Genomic DNA, 17,963 nt, shown 5'->3' on the forward strand with positions numbered 1-17,963 from the left:
TTTCGGACCTGGTTTTCAGTTAAAACAGAACAGCGAAACAAGAAATGGCTTAAGTTTTTCAACCCAGGCTCAGTTCTTTATTAGGGCTCCCCTGTCAGGATTACGTTCCTCTGTCTTTTCAGGGAGACAACCCCAAAGACATTCTCTTTGGGAGAGGCCTGCCACGTGCCGTGGTGCCTGTTCTTGTCTCTGGCGCCAGCGTGCGTTTGTGCCTTTGGAGAGAAGGGGGGGGCTGTTTTCGGGCTGTTTTCAGAAAAGTAGCTCCAAAACAGCGGCACATGCGCACCCCGTACGGGTTGATCTGGGTTCTTTGTAAATGGGAAAATAAACAGGCTCACAGAAAGGAAATTATATCTGGACAAATGCCCGTATTCTGTTTTTTAACAGAACTCCAGTATCTTGCTTCAGCCAGTTCAGCTACGGCTGGCTTGATCAAAGGTAGCTTTGCGCATGAAGACTTGTACATAAGGAATGGCTGAGACAGACTTTAAATACCTTCCTGTTAATCCCGCAGATGTTGAGCACGTCATACAGTTCATGTCTATGGTGTACCCGGTAAGTCAGGAATTGATGAATGAATTACACGCCCACGCCATTTGTCTGCGGCTTGAGAGCGGGGAGCACCTGTTGCGCCAGGGCGGCCTGTGCCACTACATGTATTTCATCAGAGAGGGCGCCCTTCTTGCCTATTCAGAGCATAAGAAAAAGAAGATTACCACCTATATTTCAGTTGAGAATGAGTTTGTGAGTTCGCTCTCGGGGCTTTATGCGCAGCAACCTTCCCTGGAGGCTATTGTGGCCGTGGAGCCTAGCCTGCTGGTAGGGGTGCACACTGACAAGCTTCTGGAATGGTATCAGCGGTTCTTTGACCTGAATTTCATTGTGCGCAAGGTGTATGAGGCCTATTACCGTGATGCGCAGGAAAGAGCCCATTTGGTGCGCATTGGGAACGCCACAGAGCGATACCGGTATTTTTTGAAATCAAAGCCTGGGCTCATAGAACGGTTGCCGCTGGAACTCATAGCCTCTTTTCTAGACATGAAGCCAGAGACACTTGCCAGAATCAGGAAGCAACAGGCGGTCATGCCAAGAGACGCCGCTCATGCGGCAATAGTGGCGCATGTAGAGCAATGTTTCAGGCAAGAAAAGACTTTCAAAAGGAAGTCTATTAAAATAGGATCATTGGCAGAGCAGTTAGGCATTCCCGCCTATAAGCTTTCACAGGCCATCAATGCCCACTGTGGGCTAAGCTTTAAAGATTTCCTTAATCAATTCAGGATAAATTATCTGAAGCAGCAATTGGCTGAGCCAGACAACCTGCAGAACTTTACCATTGAGTCATTGGCCCTGCAGGCTGGCTTTACCTCCAGAAGCGGGTTTTACAGCGCCTTTAGAAAAGTTGAAGGGATTAGCCCGAAAGAATACATTGCCTTGCATGCTTTAGAAACCCAATTGATCTGATAGAGTAACAAAGCGGGTCCGGGCTGTGGAATGGTACTTTCCTGAAGAAGCCTTCTCTGCTGATAGCTCAAGTACAAAAAGTATTTGATTTGTCCTGTATTGCAAACGGGTACAACTTACTGGCTTCTGGGAAAAGTATTGTTAACCGGAGCGTCTACTGTTGCTGCTGGGTTTTCCGGTCAGGTCTCCCATTAAGCTTATGTGTGAGTAAACCGCTACGGGAGTGCCCAATTCACTGAACTAAAATCAGAGCGTTTCCGGCCTGTTTTTGGCAAAACCCGTCAAAACTGGGGGAGCGGGTTTAGGAATAACTGATAAGTGCTGGTGCCTCGTCTTTGTTGCTGCAGGTTTGATTGTGAAGGCGTTGCGTAAAACTTGGAAGGTGCTGTGCAGAATTATTTTTTTCTAATGCAGCCTTTCAATAAGATGCAGGGTCATAGATGTGCAAAAAATGTAACCACAAATCTCTGGGTCCGGGTGGGGGTTAGTGCGTAAAGGTTTTTCTTTAGAAAGAGAAGCTTTGCTGTGAAATGAGCCCTGCTGCTGGCACATAGGGCCAATAAATAATCCAAAGCAGAAGAACCAACGCAGAAGTAGTGGCGAGGAACTGGAGCCGTCCTTTTTGAGGTCTGGGTATTTTTCTCTTTATTTGTCTTTATTTATTAACTATCAAATAATTATAGGTATTAAAAGTATATAGGGTAGTGGCAGATAGGGTACATATTGACTGATTGAATATAAAATTAAAATTTAATGGGAAGTTATAACAAAGGCATTAGAAGTCTTTCTCCAGGGTATCATTAAGGCATTCCCCCGTGTTTTAACCCTTTCTAATGGTTTGTTCTGAATAAAAATGAAGCACCCTTCGGCAGAGGGTGTGGTGCTGTTTTACGAATAATTTTTTTACAAGTAATTTTTTCACATTAAACCTCGTTTCTGTTTCCCCCAACATGATACGACAAGTAGCTCTCTATTGTTTCAACTGATTGTCAATAGAATAGCTCTAGATAGCGAGAGAGACTAGTAGTCTGTTGCAATCTTACAGCATTTGTCATTTGTGTTGAAGTGCGGACATCCAGAAGGGGCGTTCTTGTGTAATTCTCAGGATTCTGCATGAAGACACGTTTACTCTTGATTGTGTTTGTTTCTCTTTTCCTCTTTCAGGCCCACGCTCAGGTGAAGTCCCCTTTGAGAGCACTGAGGAAAGTCTCCCTTTTTAGTCAAAGCCACGTTCAACTGGGTAAGAACACTTCCTTCAACGGGGAGTTGGTGGGGCCGGTTGCTGAAAAGCCTCAGCAAAAGCGGCACATACAGGGCACTTCTTCTGCTGCAGAAGTAAAAAAAGAAATTGAGAAGGCCTCTGTTGCTTTTCGTGAATTGCCTGCTACCGCTACTATCCCCGGGCAAAGTTTATCAGGCTTACGCCTTACCCCTGGGGTCTACAGAATCAATGGTGATGCTGTCATCACAGGAGCATTGGAACTGGCGGCAGCCGGAAAAGCAGAGGAATTTTTCATCTTTCAGGTTGAAGGCAATTTAACCGTGTCACCTTCTGCCTCTTTTGTGCTGCGGCAAGGGGCTTCACCCGTAAATGTCATTTGGCAGGTTGAGGGAAAAACCAATCTGGGCGGGCAAAGTGATTTTAGAGGGAATATCGTGTCTAATGGAGACATAGACGCCGCCCCCGGGGCATCTGTAAGGGGGAAGCTTCTCAGTAAAGCCGGTAAAATCTTACTACCTGATAACTTTACCTCAGACCCCGCCACTATCAATGCAGACTTGTCAATTGAACAGTCTGTCAGTGCAGAGCCCTATGTGGTAGGTGGATTTGTCACTTATACTGTGAAAGTAAAGAATAACGGGCCAGACAATGAGGAGAATGTCTACGTTAATTTTGGCTGGTTACCCTCTACGGGGCTGGTTGCCCAAAGCTACACCGCCACTGTGGGCACATACAACAGCGGCGATTGGGAGATCCCAGCCTTAGCTGTTAACGCTGAAGCTACTCTTTCGGTAACCCTTCGTATTAACAGGTCAGGTTTTATTACCACCGTTGCCACTGCTGAAGGGGCTGGTACAGATAATGACCTTGAGGATAACACTGCAAAGCTTAGTATCTGTGCCGTTCAACCTCCTGGTGATATCACAGGGCCTGCCGAAGCCTGTATCAACAAAACAGAATATGAGTTTAGTGTTCCAGCCGTAGCGGGGGCGAAAGGATATGTCTGGACGTTGCCTGCCGGGGCCGGCTGGACTATTACCGATGGGGCCGGTACAAGCAAAATCAAGGTCTCAACTGGCGGTGTGCCCGGTACGCATACCATCTCTGTAAGAATAGACAGCCCGTGCGGGTTGGGCCCTGAGAAAAAATTTAACACCTATTTGTATATAGAGGCTCCTGTTCTTACTGGCAGCATGACAGGGCCAGAAAAAGCGTGTATAGGCTCTACCGTCTTATACAGCATTACCAGTGCACCAACCGCTAAAACGTATGATTGGGCGTTCCCTGCAGACTGGACTGTGGTGGAAGGGGGAGATGGGAGTGATTTCTTACGGGTAACGGTAGGGCCGTCTAGTGGGAAGGTGGAAGTAAAAGCCTCTAACCCTTGTGGAGACAGTAATGTTCTGGACAAAGCGGTTAATGTGGCATTAAGCGTAGTAGCAAAACCAGCTGCTGTTACCGGGCAGGATAAAGTTTGCGCCAATCAAGGTGATCAAGTCATTTATTCTACCGCTCCAATGGCGGGAGCTGATTCTTATACCTGGACTTACCCCACAGACTGGGTTTATGTGGGAGGGCAGGGCAGCAGCAGTATTACCCTAAAAGTAGGAAGTCAGAGCGGACCGGTAACTGTAGTGGCAAATAACATCTGTGGTTCCAGTGAGGCTGCAGTAAAAGAGGTCACTGTCTCTCCGGCAGCCCCGGTGATCGCCAATATCATAGGAGACGGTACTATTTGCTCCAGTGATGCTTCCCAAACCTATTCTGTTGCTTTAGCAGATGCAGATCTAACCTTTGTGTGGGCTATACCACCGGGGTGGACAGAAATCTCAGGGAAAGGCACAAACACCATTAGAGTTAAACCTGGAACTACCGGTGGCACAATCAAAGTGACAGTGTCCAACGGCTGTGGGTCAGCCGTTGAGACACGTACTATAAGCGTTAGTACCTCTCTGCCGGCACGCCTGGAGCTATCACGCCAAGCGCTTTTGCAACTATTCCTTGTGTTGGGCAGGAAGGGCTTACATACAGTATTGCCCCGGTGGCCGGTGCAAACACCTACAAATGGGCAGTGCCTGCAGATTGGCAGATTACTGACGGCAACGGGTCTGCTTCTATTACAGTAAAAGCTGGCACCATGGCGGGGCAGGTGACGGTTCAGGCAGAAAACGGCTGTGGTTTAAGTGCAATTACATCTATCAATGTAATTCCGTTTGCTTCAGTACCAGCTGTTCCCGTTGATTTTTCAGGTGAATTAAAGCCCTGTGCGGGGCAGACATACACCTATCAGGTTACCTCTCCCACCGCAAATGTGGTCTATACCTGGTTGTTCCCGGCAACGTGGGTGGTGCAGTCTCAAACTGCTACTGCCATTACAGTAGCAGCTACTAGTGAGGCTGGTACTATCTCCTTGAGTGCCGTCAATGGTTGTGGGGCTGGTATTGCGCAGAGTAAAGCCGTTACTCCCTATGATGGGGTGCCTACTTTCCTGTCAGAGATTCAAGGCCCTCCTCAGATTTGTTCAGGCGAGACAGAGGTCACCTATAGAATTGACCCGGCTGTAGGGGCAGATACATATTTCTGGAGTGTTCCCAGTGGCTGGTCAATTGAAGACGGTCAGGGCACAGCTACCATCAAGGTAACACCTGGCACAAGTGGCGGACAGATTACAGTAAAGGCTGAGAATACGTGTGGGGAAAGTGTGGTAAAGGTACGGAACGAGGTAATCTCACCTGCCGCTCCGTTGGCCCCAACAGCAATTACCGGTACTGCCAAACTCTGTGCAGGGCAGACGCCCGTCACTTTCACAGCCGCCGCCACGGCCAATGCCTCATCTTATATCTGGACTTACCCTGCAGATTGGCAAGTAGTGGGAGCCGCAGATGAAAGAACGATTACTTTTACCATAGGCAGTGCCTCGGGAGAGGTGACGGTTAAAGCTAAGAACAGCTGCGGAGCCAGTGCCGCCACCAGTTATTTTGTAGCAGTTGTACCAGGCAAGCTTGCCGCAGGAGCTATTATAGGCCCAGAGGAAGTGTGTGGAGCTAACAATGTACATACGTATTTTGTTACGCCAGTAACAGGTGCCATCAATTATAAGTGGACGCTGCCAGCGGGCTGGGACTTTGTTTCTGCGCCTAACGGAGCTTCTGTACAAGTGCGGGTAGGCGGTACCGGTACCATTGCGCTTGCCATAGAGAATGAGTGCGGACTTGGTGCCGCCTCCACCCACTCCACAAGAGTAAGCACAGCACCTCCTGCGTCACCGGCGGCTATCATAGCCGGGCCGGGGGCGCTCAACCCGTGTGAGGGCCAAACCGGCCTTACCTATTCAGTTGCCCCGGTTGCGGGTGCAACCAGTTATGTATGGTCTGTTCCAACAGGCTGGACATTTACTGGTCAGGGCTCGTCAACTATTACCGTAACCTCCGGTACTGGTTCCGGTCAAATAAGGGTGCAAGCTATCAACGCCTGTCTTCCATCAAATCCAGCTATCAGTTTAACGGTCTCAGCCTTTGGCACTGCACCGGCCCAGCCACAGGCGGTTGTAGGTGAATCAGTGCCCTGCGTTGGGAGTACAGGAGTGATCTATTCGGTTTCAAATCCGGTGCCAGGGATAAGTTATGTTTGGCAGGTGCCCGCCAACTGGACTATTACTGCTGGTTTGGGATCATCACAGATCACTGTAACTGTAGGAAGTGGCGCAGGCGCTGTATCAGTGACTGCTTCTAATGGGTGTGGGACCAGTGTGGCCACCTCATTGGGCGTAATCCCAACCACAGGGCCTCCGGCTATCCCAGGAAATATTGAGGGGTTGAAGGACGTTTGCAGGGGCGGTGTGCTTACCTATAAGGTGCCTGCCAGTGCAGATATCTCTAACTATGAGTGGAGTGTGCCCTTAGGCTGGGAAATTGTGGGTGGATCTGGTACAAATGAAATTACCGTTTCATTTAAGGTGGCAAGAACAGGGGTCATCAGATTAGTGGCCACCAACGGTTGCAATCTAGCCACTGTCAAGGAACTGTCAGTTGTTGCTTCCCCCGTAAAATCAGATGCGGCCCCTGTTATCACCGGGCCAGAAGATCTGTGTGAAGGGAATACCTACACGTTCAAAGTAAATGATGTGGCCAATGCCACCCAGTATATCTGGAACATACCCGCAGACTGGGAAGAAGTTTCTGGCCAGGGGACCAATACATTGGTTGTAAAAATTGGCTCTTCTTCAGGAAGCGTTTATGTATTAAAAGCAAAAGCCTCTAACGGCTGTGGCGGAAGTGAGGAGGCTGTGTTTAATACCAGGGTGTTCCCTCCGGGACTGCTCTCAGTAGGCGCTGTGTCCGGGCCTGGCGCTGTCTGTGCCTTAGGTGATCCTGTTACCTTTACTGTTCCTTCGGTTCCGCTTGCGGCTACCTATGCCTGGACTTTTCCGGCGGGGTGGCAACCCGTTTCAGGTTTGAATAGCAATACGCTGGTCATTATACCAGGCACCTCCAGTGGGGCTGTAACAGTGCATGTTTCTAACCCGTGTAACGTGGCTGCCGTTACCAGTACCCAGCAGGTAACAGTGGTAGGTGCCGTGCCACCGGCACCAGGGGCTATTTTGGCCAGTGCCTTTGCCAGCAATCCCTGCGTGGCGCAAACAAACCTCACGTACTCCATTACTGCTATTGCCGGTACTACTGCTTATGAGTGGAGATATCCTGCAGACTGGAACGTTACCAGTGGCGGAACTTCTACCAGTACCAGTATTACATTAACTGCCGGTTCAATGGTAGGAGAGATAGCTGTAAGGGCAAAAAATGAATGCGGATGGGGGGGCTGGAGAACTTATACCGTGACACCGGCGTCCTCTGTCCCCGCTACCCCTGCCGCCATCTCAGGAGTACAAGATCCATGCGCCGGAGCAACAATTACCTATAAGGTTGACTCACCCGTTGCGCAAGTTGTCTATTCCTGGAGCTACCCAGCAGGCTGGCTCCTGATTTCAGGGGAAGGTACTTCTGAAGCGGTGTTTACCGTGGGTACCACCAGTGGTAACGTTTCTGTTACGGCGAGTAACGGGTGCGGGCTTAGTCCGGGTGCAGCAATGCTGCCAGTTGCCCCAAGAGCTGGGAAACCGGTACTCGCCGGGCCAATCAATGGTGATAAAACAGCCTGTGCGGGTATAACACGTACCTATGCTGTCACTCCGGTGTCAGCGGCAGATTCTTATGAATGGTCATTGCCTGCGGGTTGGGGAATTGTAGGAGATGATACGTCTTCTACTATCACCGTAACAGTAGGGGGTACCTCCGGTCTCATCTCAGTGAGAGGGAAAAACAGCTGTGGGGTAGGAGATGCCTTGACTATGGCAGTAGAAGGAGTGCCTGCTATACCAGAAGCACCAGTTGGAATCACCGGTGCCACCCAGGTCTGCAGCACTGATAATACTGCAATTTTCAAAGTATCTTCACCAGTGGCTGGTACTACGTACACCTGGAGTGTACCTGCCTCCTGGACCATCACTTCTAGCCAAGGTTCTTCTACTTTGACAGCTGAAATAGGTGATACAGGAGAAGTTTCTGTGATAGCTTCAAATGTTTGCGGGGCGAACAACACGCCGGCTACCCTTCATGTAACGGTATTCACTGCTGCTCCGGTGGCAGCGGGATCCATTGGGGGGGATAACAACTACTGTGCTGACAACACAACCAAAATATATACTGTACCTCCTGTGAATGGTGCCACTTCTTATGAATGGACACTGCCCGCTGGCTGGATTTCTGTTTCTGGTGAAACCACTAATAGTATTACCGTTAAACCAAATGCTAACAGCGGGACCATTAGTGTAAGAGGACGGAATAGCTGCGGGTACGGCGCTGCTTCTACCTTGGCCGTGACTATTACCGGTCAAGCCCCAACGGGGCCAATTGCTATCAAAACCACCGCCGCAGGGTTGGCACCTTGTAAAGATCAGGCAGGGCTTACTTATTCCATTGATCCGGTTGTTGGTGCCGTTGAGTATGAATGGATATACCCGTCTGACTGGGTACGTACAGCCGGGGGAACTGCTTCCAGTACCAGCATCACGTTAACTGCTGGTGCCGCAAGCGGTGAGGTGAAGGTGACAGCAAAAGGAAGCGGAGGGTGTGGTGTCATCACTGCCTCTTTAGCCGTTACTATTTCAACCGTTCCTCCGGTGGCTCCGGTTGCAATCAATGGAGACGGCAACCCGTGTGTGGGTAGTCAACAGAAATACCGGGTGCAGAATCCGGTAGTGGGCATGACGTACAACTGGGTGTTGCCTGGCAGTGATTGGGTAACAGTAACAGGGGAAGGTAGTGCTGAGATTACAGTAACGGCAGGTACCTCTGCCGGAAATATTTCTGTAACCGCTGAAAACGGTTGTGGTGTGAGCACCGCCATCACCAAACAGGTAGCCCCATCTGTGGGTACGGCCCCGTTAGGGGCCAGTATTGCAGGAAGCGATAAAGCTTGTGCCGGCACCGTTGAAATATACACCATCAACGTACTAGCGGGTGCCAATTCAATCTTCTGGGATGTGCCTTCTGACTGGAGTATTGTCTCTGGGCAGGGCACAAGCACCTTGAAAGTTACCGTAGGCACCGGTAACGGGGTAATTAAAGTAAGCGCAAAAAACAGCTGTGACCAGAGCACAGAACGTGCTTTGGCCATTACGGTTACCAACGGAAGCCCTGCCACCATAGGGGCGATTACCGCAACGGCTACTGAAGTATGTGCCAACGGGGAAATAGAGTTCTCTGTGCCAGCTGTCTCAGGCGCTACCTCTTATAAATGGGAACTCCCTGCCGGGGCATCAATGGTAGGAAGCTCCAGCACAAATGCTGTAAAAATCAGGTTTGGCACCGTAGGGGGCCAGGTAAGAGTAAAAGCCGCCAACCAATGCGGTGAAGGGCCTGTGGCAAGTTTGGCGGTTACAGTTTCTGCCTCAGGGCCTGCCTCAATTGCTGACATCAAAGGGCAACGGCTGCTGTGCGGTACGGCAGGCAGCCAAATATATTTTATAGATCCGGTTGCCAGGGCAGAAAGCTACCTTTGGAAGGTGCCTGCTGCCTGGACGGTGATAGGAGATAAAACTGGAACAAGTATTGAAGTACAGCAGAACGGGCTTGCCGGTACGTTGACAGTAGAGGCTAGAAATAGCTGTGGGCTTACCTCTCAATCTGTAAACGTGGCCTTTGAAACCCCAGTGACTGCCGCGCCAGCCGGCATTGTAGGTAACTTTACTCCTTGTGCGGGGCAAACCGTAACCTATCGTATTTCTGCTGCGGTGCCTGGGGCTACTTCTTATGTATGGTCAGTGCCATCTGGGTGGAATATTATAGGTGATGACAAAGGGGCTTCAATTGAGGTGACCGCTGGCACCTCCGGTGGGGTGGTTGCCGTAGCCGGAAGAAACGCATGTGCGCCAGGGCCAGAAGCGAGTGTTGCCGTTACCTCTTCTGGAGCGGCACCAGCTAAACCCGCCGGAGTGATCACGACGGCAACCCCATGTTCTAATTCTGAGCAGACATTTAAAATTGACAGTCCGGTGGCCGGGGTAGTTTATACCTGGGCTTACCCTTCTGAGTGGACGTACGTCTCCGGCCAAGGTACTTCTCAGCTAGTTGTGAATATAGGGGCAGCCTCGGGGAATGTCTCTGTCACCGCCTCTTTTGCAGGAGGCTGCGATACTAGTGCGCCAGTTACGGTAGCCGTTTCCAATTCATCTAATGCTCCTGCTATTACTAGCGCCATTACCGGCAGCGCATCTGTCTGCGGGGGGGCTTCTACTGCTGTTGCTTATGCTGTAACTCTTTCAGCTGGGGCCAAAGATATTGACTGGGAGGTGCCAGCAGGATGGAATATTGTCTCTGGAGAAAATGCTGCTACGCTTCAGGTAATTCCTGGCAGTACAGGCGGGGTAATCAAAGTGTCAGCCTTAAATGCCTGTGGTGACAGAACAGAGAAAGCTTTGGCAGTTGCCGTGTCATCTACGGTTCCTTCGGCGCTTAGCGCTATTACTGGTCCGGCAGACGGTTGCGTGAAGGAGGTGATTGCCTTCTCTGTGCCTGCGGTTGCCAATGCAGATGAGTACATCTGGACATTGCCTGCTGAAGCTACAATTGAGTCTGGTGAAGGCTCAAACGCTATTACAGTGAAACTTGGCACCGTTGGCGGACAAATATCTGTCTATGCCAAAAATGGCTGTGGGGCCTCTGTGCCAGTAACAAGAACGATCAATACCCCCAAAGCAGGACCTGATGCAGTTGGTGCCATTGCAGGGAAAACTACTGTTTGCGCACAGGGGGCAAACCAGACTTATTCCATTGCTCCGGTAAACGGAGCTACAGATTATAAATGGTCTGTTCCGGCTGGCTGGACCCAGGTTAGTGGTGGAAATGGTACCACCAGTATCACTCTTACGCCTGGCAATACTGGTGGTATAGTTTCTGTTCAAGCATTAAATGCCTCCACCAACTGCCTTCCAACCACAACTGCGGTCGCCATTACTGTTGCGCCGCAGATTTCTAAAACTATTTCTGCTATTGAAGGAACAGCGGTCCCTTGTGTTGGTAGTGTAGTCACTTACAGGGTGAATGCAGTAGCCGGGGCTGAAAAATATACATGGTTGCTGCCACTCGGTTGGAAACCAGTTGGAGATGCAACAGGGGCCTCTATTCAGGTAGAAGTTGGTTCAAACAGCGGCTCTGTCTCTGTGTATGCATCTGCTGAGTGCGGAGGTGATAGTAACTGGGCTAGTTTGAACGTAACTCCGGTAGATGGGGTGCCAACAGCACCAGCCGGAATCATAGGGTTAGCCTCCTCTTGTGCAGGAAGTACCCAGGTGTACAAAGTGCTAAACCCTGAGGCTGGCATAACTTACAACTGGACACTTCCTGGGGCTGATTGGAGCGCCGTTAATGGTACGGGTTCATCAGAAATCACAGTAGTAGTTGGATCCACACCTGGCACTATCTCCGTAACCGCAACCAATACCTGTAATCTTGCTAGTGCGGCTACTTTCAAAGCAGTTGGGGTGTTAAACGGAACGCCAGCTCTGAGCGGTGCCATCTCTGGATCTGCGAACCCCTGTGAGGGAACCACTAGATTGTATTCCATTACAGCCGCTGCTGAAGCGCAGGATATTTTCTGGGAAGTTCCTGCCGGTTGGCGTGTGGTCAGTAATGGAACGGCCAGTGTGCAGATTACGGCCGGTGCTACTGGCGGAATCATCAAAGTAACCGCCAAAAATGGTTGCGGGCAACCTGTGGTGAAGACCTTGGCTGTCACAGGTGTACCGGTTCTCCCCACAGTAGTTGGCCCCATTACAGGCAACACGGCTGGTTGCGCAAATGAGGTGTTAACGTTCTCTGTGCCTGAACCGGAGGGGGCAACTGATTATTTCTGGGAGCTACCAGCTGGTGCCACTTTAAGAGGAGGGGAGGGCACCCATGAGATTACCGCACAAATGGGCAGCGTCTCCGGTGACATCAAGGTGACTATCTTTGACAACTGTGGGAACTTCAAAGAACTGACTCATTCTATAGAGCTTTCAACTTCACCACCAGTGGCCATTGGACCATTGGTGGCAGGAGAAATCTCGCTCTGCTCTACTGACGCCCTTGATAAAACCTATGCTATCAATGCCGTAACAGGAGCAAAAGAATATAAGTGGGTTTATCCGGATGCCTGGACGTATGTAGCTGGGCAAGGTACTACCAGCATCACCCTGCGAACGAATGGCGTGAGTGGTGCACTAACCGTAGAAGCTTCCAACTCCTGTGACACCCAGACCCGGTCATGGGCTGTCAAGGTGGAAGATCCTATCACCACGGCTCCTGGGGCCATTGCCGGTAAGCTCTTCCCGTGCTTCAATGAGGGCAATCTGGAGTATTCTGTCACTCCCATTACAGGTGTCCAGTACATCTGGGAAGTAACCGGAGACCTGGTCATAACCAGTGGGGGGAATTCTGAAAAAGTTACGATAAAGACGGGTGCAGCCGGTGGGCAGCTATCTGTTAAAGTGGCCAATGCCACCTGTGGACCAGGTCCAGCATCAGTGGTGACTGTCACACCAACGGGAACCGCCCCCACGCCACCCGCTGGTATTGCAGGTGACGCAAATCCTTGTGTGGGAACGTCCAGGACCTATAGCGTGCAAAGCCCCGTTCCGGGTATGACCTATAGATGGTCCTATCCAGCAGGGTGGGGGCCTGTAACAGGGCAGCAGGGCACAGACAAGTTAACTGTAACAATAGGCGCAACTGCTGGAAACATAGAGGTATATGCAGAAGGCTGTTTAAACAGTACTGCCACTACCTTTGCTGTAACTCCGGTAAATGGTGCTCCCGTATTGGCTGCTAATATTCAAGGGCAAACAACTCTTTGCCCTAACTCCACCCAGGTGGAGTACAGTATTGCCGGCACCGCAACAGTCTGGGACTGGAATGTGCCAACCGGATGGTCTATTACAGAGAATCTGGGGAATTCCATCAAAGTTTCCACCAATAACCAAGGTGGTGTAGTCACCGTGACGGCTTCTAATGACTGCGGCCAGACAGTGAAGACGTTGGCAGTTGCCATTGCCACAACGGCACCAGATGCGTTAGCTTCAATTCTTGGACCAGATAGAGTATGTGCCAACACAGAGGCTGTGTATGAGGTACCAGTTGCAAACGGTGCCACCAGCTACACCTGGACCTGGCCTTCCGGAGCCAGCCCCATAGGGCCCGTTGATTCAAACAAAATCAGAATATTGATGGGGTCAGCTTCTGGTCAGGTGACGGTGAAAGCTGCGAATAGCTGCGGCTTCACTACCAGCACTGTTGTGAAAAATGTCACGGTTACACAAGGGGCTCCCAATACAGTAGGCGCTATCAAAGGAGATCCTGCTGAGTTCTGCGCCTCTTCTAACCAAAGACAATACTATATTGATCCGGTGACAGGGGCAGATAGGTATAAGTGGACAGTCCCCAATGGTTGGACAATTGTTGGGCCAGACAACACAGAAACCCTTACTGTAGTACCAGGGGCAACTGGCGGTGATCTAAAGGTAGAGGCCATCAATGCTTGTGGTGCAACTAATAGAACCATTGCGGTAACAGTAGTACAACCGTTAGCTGGTATTTCAGAAATTGCGGGTTCTAAGACACCTTGTGTGAACCAGGAGGTAACTTTCTCGGTAGACGCTGTAGCGGGCGTTGGTGCTACCGGATATTCCTGGACATACCCAACCGGCTGGATTCCTGTAGGGCCCGTAAACGGCCGTAGTATTGTTCTCAGGACAACTGCTACTCCTGGAACTGTGTCTGTATCTGTTGCCAATCTTTGTTCTAATGCTACAAAAACGATGAATGTTGTACCCGCAGGTACCGTGCCAGCAGGGCCAGATGGCATTGAGGGGACCGTGTCTGTTTGTGCGGGCAGCCGGGGAGTGAAGTACACTGTACAAAACCCTATTGCCGGAATGAGGTATGAATGGCAGCTTTCAGCAGGGTCAGACTGGCAGTTTGCTTCAGCACAGGGCTCTTCAGAAATGGCTTTCAATGTAGGGGCAGTTACTACTACCGTATCAGTAAGAGCCGTAAGTTGTAGCCAAAGTGCCGCCGCCACCCGAGCCGTTACGGTAACGCCAAGTGTGGGTGTATTAGACCGAATTATCAATGAGACAGACGTGTGTGCCGGGTATAAGTTCTCAGTTGCACCTATTGCCGGAGCTGGTGAATATGTCTGGACTGTTCCGGCCGGCTGGAAGATCAACGGGCAAGGTTCAGCAAGTGTTACCTTAGAAAGCCCTGGGCCCATCACGTCTCCTGTACAAATTGCAGTGGTTGCCAAATCTGCCAATGGGGTATGTACTTCTAACACGCTTACCTTTGACGTAGAACCCGGCCAGGTGGGCATAGAAGATGAGCTTAAGGTGTACAACGCCTTCTCTCCCAACAATGATGGGAAGAATGAACGCTGGACAGTCAACGGTCTGATGAATTACCCAGACAATGAACTGGTGGTGATCAACCGGTGGGGGAGTGAAGTCTTCCGGCAGAAAGGCTATAAAAATAACTGGGACGGCAAAGGGCTGGCAGAAGGCACGTACTTCTACATCTTGAAAGTGCGCCTCTGTGATAACCGCGAGGTGACGTACAAAGGCTACCTGATGCTGACCCGCTAGAAGAATAAGAGAATGAAGAAGAGTTTATGTATTTCAGTTTTGCTGATGGCGGTGCTTCTCTCCTTTGGGGAGAAAGCACGCGCCCAGCAGGACCCACAGTTTACCCAGTATATGTTCAACGGGCTGCTTTTAAACCCCGCCTATGCGGGGAGCAAAGGGGTAACAAGCTTCAGTGGTTCCTTCAGAAGCCAGTGGACCGGCTTTGACGGAGCGCCACTCAGTCAGACCGTTAGCTTTGACGGTAACCTGAACAAAACACTGGCCGGTGGAGTGGTTGTCTCGCATGACAGGCTGGGAGCCCAGCGGTACACAGAAGTTTCAGGGAACATGGCCGCGCACATTCAGCTAAACAGAAAGACCAGAGTGGCTGTGGGAATAGCCCTGGGAGCTGCGCAACAGGTGCTAGACGGCACCAAACTCACCCCGGCAGAACGGGATGACCAGGCAATTCCTTACGGTATAGAGCGGGCGTTCAGACCTACCGCAAAAGTAGGCGCGTACCTGTACAGCAACCTCTTCTATGTGGGAGCTTCCCTGGGAAATCTCTTCTTTTATAAAAATGACATTCCGGTGGCACCCACTCCCCACCTGTTCCTTACTGCGGGGGGCGTGATAGACCTCAATAAAAGCCTGAAATTCAAACCCAGCTTTTTGTTAAAAGAAGACTTCAGCGGCCCCGCTGCCATAGACCTTAATGCTTTTCTGCTGTTTCAGGAGCGCATCTGGCTGGGAGGGTCCTTCCGGACAACCGTCAACCTGCTGAACAGTGATACCTATAACCCTAACTCCCGCTTAGGCAATGCCATTGCTGGCATTGTGGAGATATATGCCACCCCAAGATTACGCTTTGGGTATTCGTATGATTTTTCAGTAGGAGATCTCACCAACTACTCCAGCCATGAAATCTCAGTAGGGTATTACTTCCTGAAGAGTGTGTATGGCAGAATGTTAACCCCCCGTTATTTCTAATAATTTTTGTCCAGTTCGTTTCTGACCTGGTTTTGAGAAAATGAGAGAAAACCACACGTACCTGAGTCCTTTTGAATTTGAGACACGTGCCTTGTCTGTGAAGACCGTATTCCTCCTGTTGGTGTTACTGATAAGCTGCGGGCTCACGTCTCTGGTGGCAACTGCCCAGACAGATACCCGGCAAGCCGATAAGCACTTCTCTGATTTTGAGTACGCGCTGGCCCTGGAAAAATATAAAGACATCCTGGAGAAGAGCCAGCCTACCCTGTCCCTGGTGGAAAGGGTGGCCCACTGCTACCGCTTTATGAACCAGCCCAAGGAAGCCGAGTTTTGGTACAGGCAGGTCCTGGCCTTTCCTGAGTACCCCCCCGCCAACCTCTTTTATCTGGCAGAGGCAAGTAAGCAGAATGGAGACTATGTCACGGCTAAACAGTACTACCTCCAGTTTGCTGAACGGGAGCCGGCCAGAAAAACAGAGGCCCTGCGGCTTGCTAAAGGCTGTGACTGGGCCATGGCCTGGATTGACAGACCCATGGCTTTTGAGGTAAAACAAGAAGAGGCGCTAAACTCTGGCTATGCAGATTTCAGCCCCGCTTTCTTTCAACAGGGAATCGTGTTTTCGTCTGACCGGGTAGGGGCAAAAGACCAGAAAGTCTATGGCTGGACAGGTACGCCCTACCTGCAACTTTACTATGCCCCCCGTAAAGGGGAAAACCAATGGGGAGAGCCAAAGCTCCTGGATAAGAATATAAACAGTGAGTACCACAACGCAACTGCCACCTTCACCGGCAACTTTAGTGAAATATTCTTTACCCGTACCATGCAGGTGAAAAACAAAGTGCTCCCAGAAGAGGTAGCCGGTGGCAGTAGTTGGCAGAAATACTCCAAAAATGACAAGTTCATCAACAAGCTGGAGATCTACAGCGCCACCCTTAGGAACGGCAAATGGCAAGAGGCCCAGCCTTTCCCGCATAACCAGGCAGAGCAGTATTCGTTGGGGCACCCGGCCCTTTCCCCAGACGGCCAGATCCTGTACTTTGTCTCTGACATGCCCGGCGGATACGGCGAGACAGACATATATTTCAGTGAGCGGGTGGGGGGATCATGGTCAAAACCGGTGAACGCCGGCCCCGCCGTCAATACGCCCGGGAAAGAGGTGTTCCCTGTAGTAGACGCCAGCGGAAAGCTGTACTTTTCCTCAGATGGGCACATTGGCATGGGGGGGCTGGACATCTTTTCAGCCGTAGGGAGCAAAAATGAGTGGAAGGAGATCAGCAATCTCTACTATCCCTTCAACTCGCCCCGTGATGATTTTGGCTTAATTTATGAAAAAGACGGCAAAAACGGCTTTTTCTCCTCCAACCGGGAATCTGATAAAGGGTCAGACAACATCTACCGTTTTGAACCGAAGTACATTCCTTGCAACCTTTCTGGCGTTACCTTTGTGAAAGTAACAGATAAGAAGGGCCGTACTGAAAAAACTTCTGTAGAAGGCGTGAAACTGACCGTCTCTGTGAAGGGGCCAGACTCTGCCCAGATAATCCAGGTTGTTTCAAATAAGAAGGGAGAATTTTATTTCCCGGTTAAGGCGAACACTGTTTACACGATCAAAGGCAGTAAGCGCGGGTACCTCAACCAGACCATTCTGGTGGCCCCAGACTGTAGAAAAGTCACAGATACGGTAGAAATGGAGATGGTGCTCAACCGAAGCACGCCTAACATTCCTATCAGGATTGAGAACATTTATTATGACCTGGACAAGTATGATTTACGCCCAGAGGCAATTTTAGAACTAGATAAAGTGGTGGCCATGCTGCAGGATAACCCTGAGGTGCGAATTGAGCTGAGCTCTCACACAGACAGCCGTCAGTCACACAGATACAACCAGATGCTCTCCCAAATGCGGGCAGCTGCCGCGGTGAAATACATCCTTTCAAAAGGCATAGCGCCTAAACGCATCATCGCGAAAGGCTATGGGGAGACCAAACTCCTGAACCGTTGTAAAGATGGGGTCTCCTGCTCAGAAGAAGACCATCAGCTCAACCGGCGCACCGAATTCAAGATTTTACGCTAATCCCATACAAGGTAGAGAACAGTCGGCTCCCGTTTTTGGCCTGTTTTTACAAAAAAAACAGC

General features: G+C 50.5%; 5 protein-coding genes and 1 pseudogene. All 6 read left to right on the forward strand.

Translation table 11 applies throughout. From position 1 onward, the window contains the following. Nucleotides 1-471 precede the first annotated feature (471 nt). The 6 genes and pseudogenes from A8O25_RS20145 to A8O25_RS20165 all read left to right on the forward strand — a co-directional run bounded on the left by A8O25_RS20145 (nucleotide 472) and on the right by A8O25_RS20165 (nucleotide 17,901). Nucleotides 472-1,461 carry a helix-turn-helix domain-containing protein gene (locus tag A8O25_RS20145; RefSeq protein WP_066839014.1) on the forward strand — a complete coding sequence of 330 codons (990 nt, stop codon included), beginning with the start codon at nucleotides 472-474 and terminating at the stop codon, nucleotides 1,459-1,461. A 1,113-nt stretch (nucleotides 1,462-2,574) separates the two neighbouring features. Beyond that, on the forward strand, nucleotides 2,575-4,809 hold the full coding sequence (locus A8O25_RS20150) for an ice-binding family protein (protein ID WP_066839021.1): 2,235 nt from the start codon (nucleotides 2,575-2,577) through the stop codon (nucleotides 4,807-4,809). Next, nucleotides 4,704-8,027 (forward strand): annotated as a pseudogene (locus A8O25_RS24290) (hypothetical protein); the annotation flags it as partial. The gene A8O25_RS20150 and the pseudogene A8O25_RS24290, both read left to right, overlap by 106 nt. A gap of 3 nt (nucleotides 8,028-8,030) precedes the next feature. Further along, nucleotides 8,031-14,858 carry a T9SS type B sorting domain-containing protein gene (locus A8O25_RS24295; protein WP_338152776.1) on the forward strand — a complete coding sequence of 2,276 codons (6,828 nt, stop codon included), beginning with the start codon at nucleotides 8,031-8,033 and terminating at the stop codon, nucleotides 14,856-14,858. 12 nt (nucleotides 14,859-14,870) lie between these two features. Further along, the gene (locus A8O25_RS20160; protein WP_066839025.1) at nucleotides 14,871-15,827 is read left to right on the forward strand and encodes a PorP/SprF family type IX secretion system membrane protein; all 957 of its coding nucleotides are present in this window, start codon (nucleotides 14,871-14,873) and stop codon (nucleotides 15,825-15,827) included. A 40-nt stretch (nucleotides 15,828-15,867) separates the two neighbouring features. Next, nucleotides 15,868-17,901: an OmpA family protein gene (locus tag A8O25_RS20165; protein ID WP_082893791.1), complete on the forward strand. Its 2,034-nt coding sequence runs from the start codon at nucleotides 15,868-15,870 to the stop codon at nucleotides 17,899-17,901. Nucleotides 17,902-17,963: the final 62 nt, after the last annotated feature.

The organism is Rufibacter ruber, assembly GCF_001647275.1.
Taxonomy (GTDB): Bacteria; Bacteroidota; Bacteroidia; order Cytophagales; family Hymenobacteraceae; genus Nibribacter; species Nibribacter ruber_C.

Coding starts and splice junctions, on each gene's coding strand:
- A8O25_RS20145 (WP_066839014.1), top strand. CDS start 472: ATGGCTGAGACAGACTTTAAATACCTTCCTGTTAATCCCGCAGATGTT.
- A8O25_RS20150 (WP_066839021.1), top strand. CDS start 2,575: ATGAAGACACGTTTACTCTTGATTGTGTTTGTTTCTCTTTTCCTCTTT.
- A8O25_RS24295 (WP_338152776.1), top strand. CDS start 8,031: ATGGCAGTAGAAGGAGTGCCTGCTATACCAGAAGCACCAGTTGGAATC.
- A8O25_RS20160 (WP_066839025.1), top strand. CDS start 14,871: ATGAAGAAGAGTTTATGTATTTCAGTTTTGCTGATGGCGGTGCTTCTC.
- A8O25_RS20165 (WP_082893791.1), top strand. CDS start 15,868: ATGAGAGAAAACCACACGTACCTGAGTCCTTTTGAATTTGAGACACGT.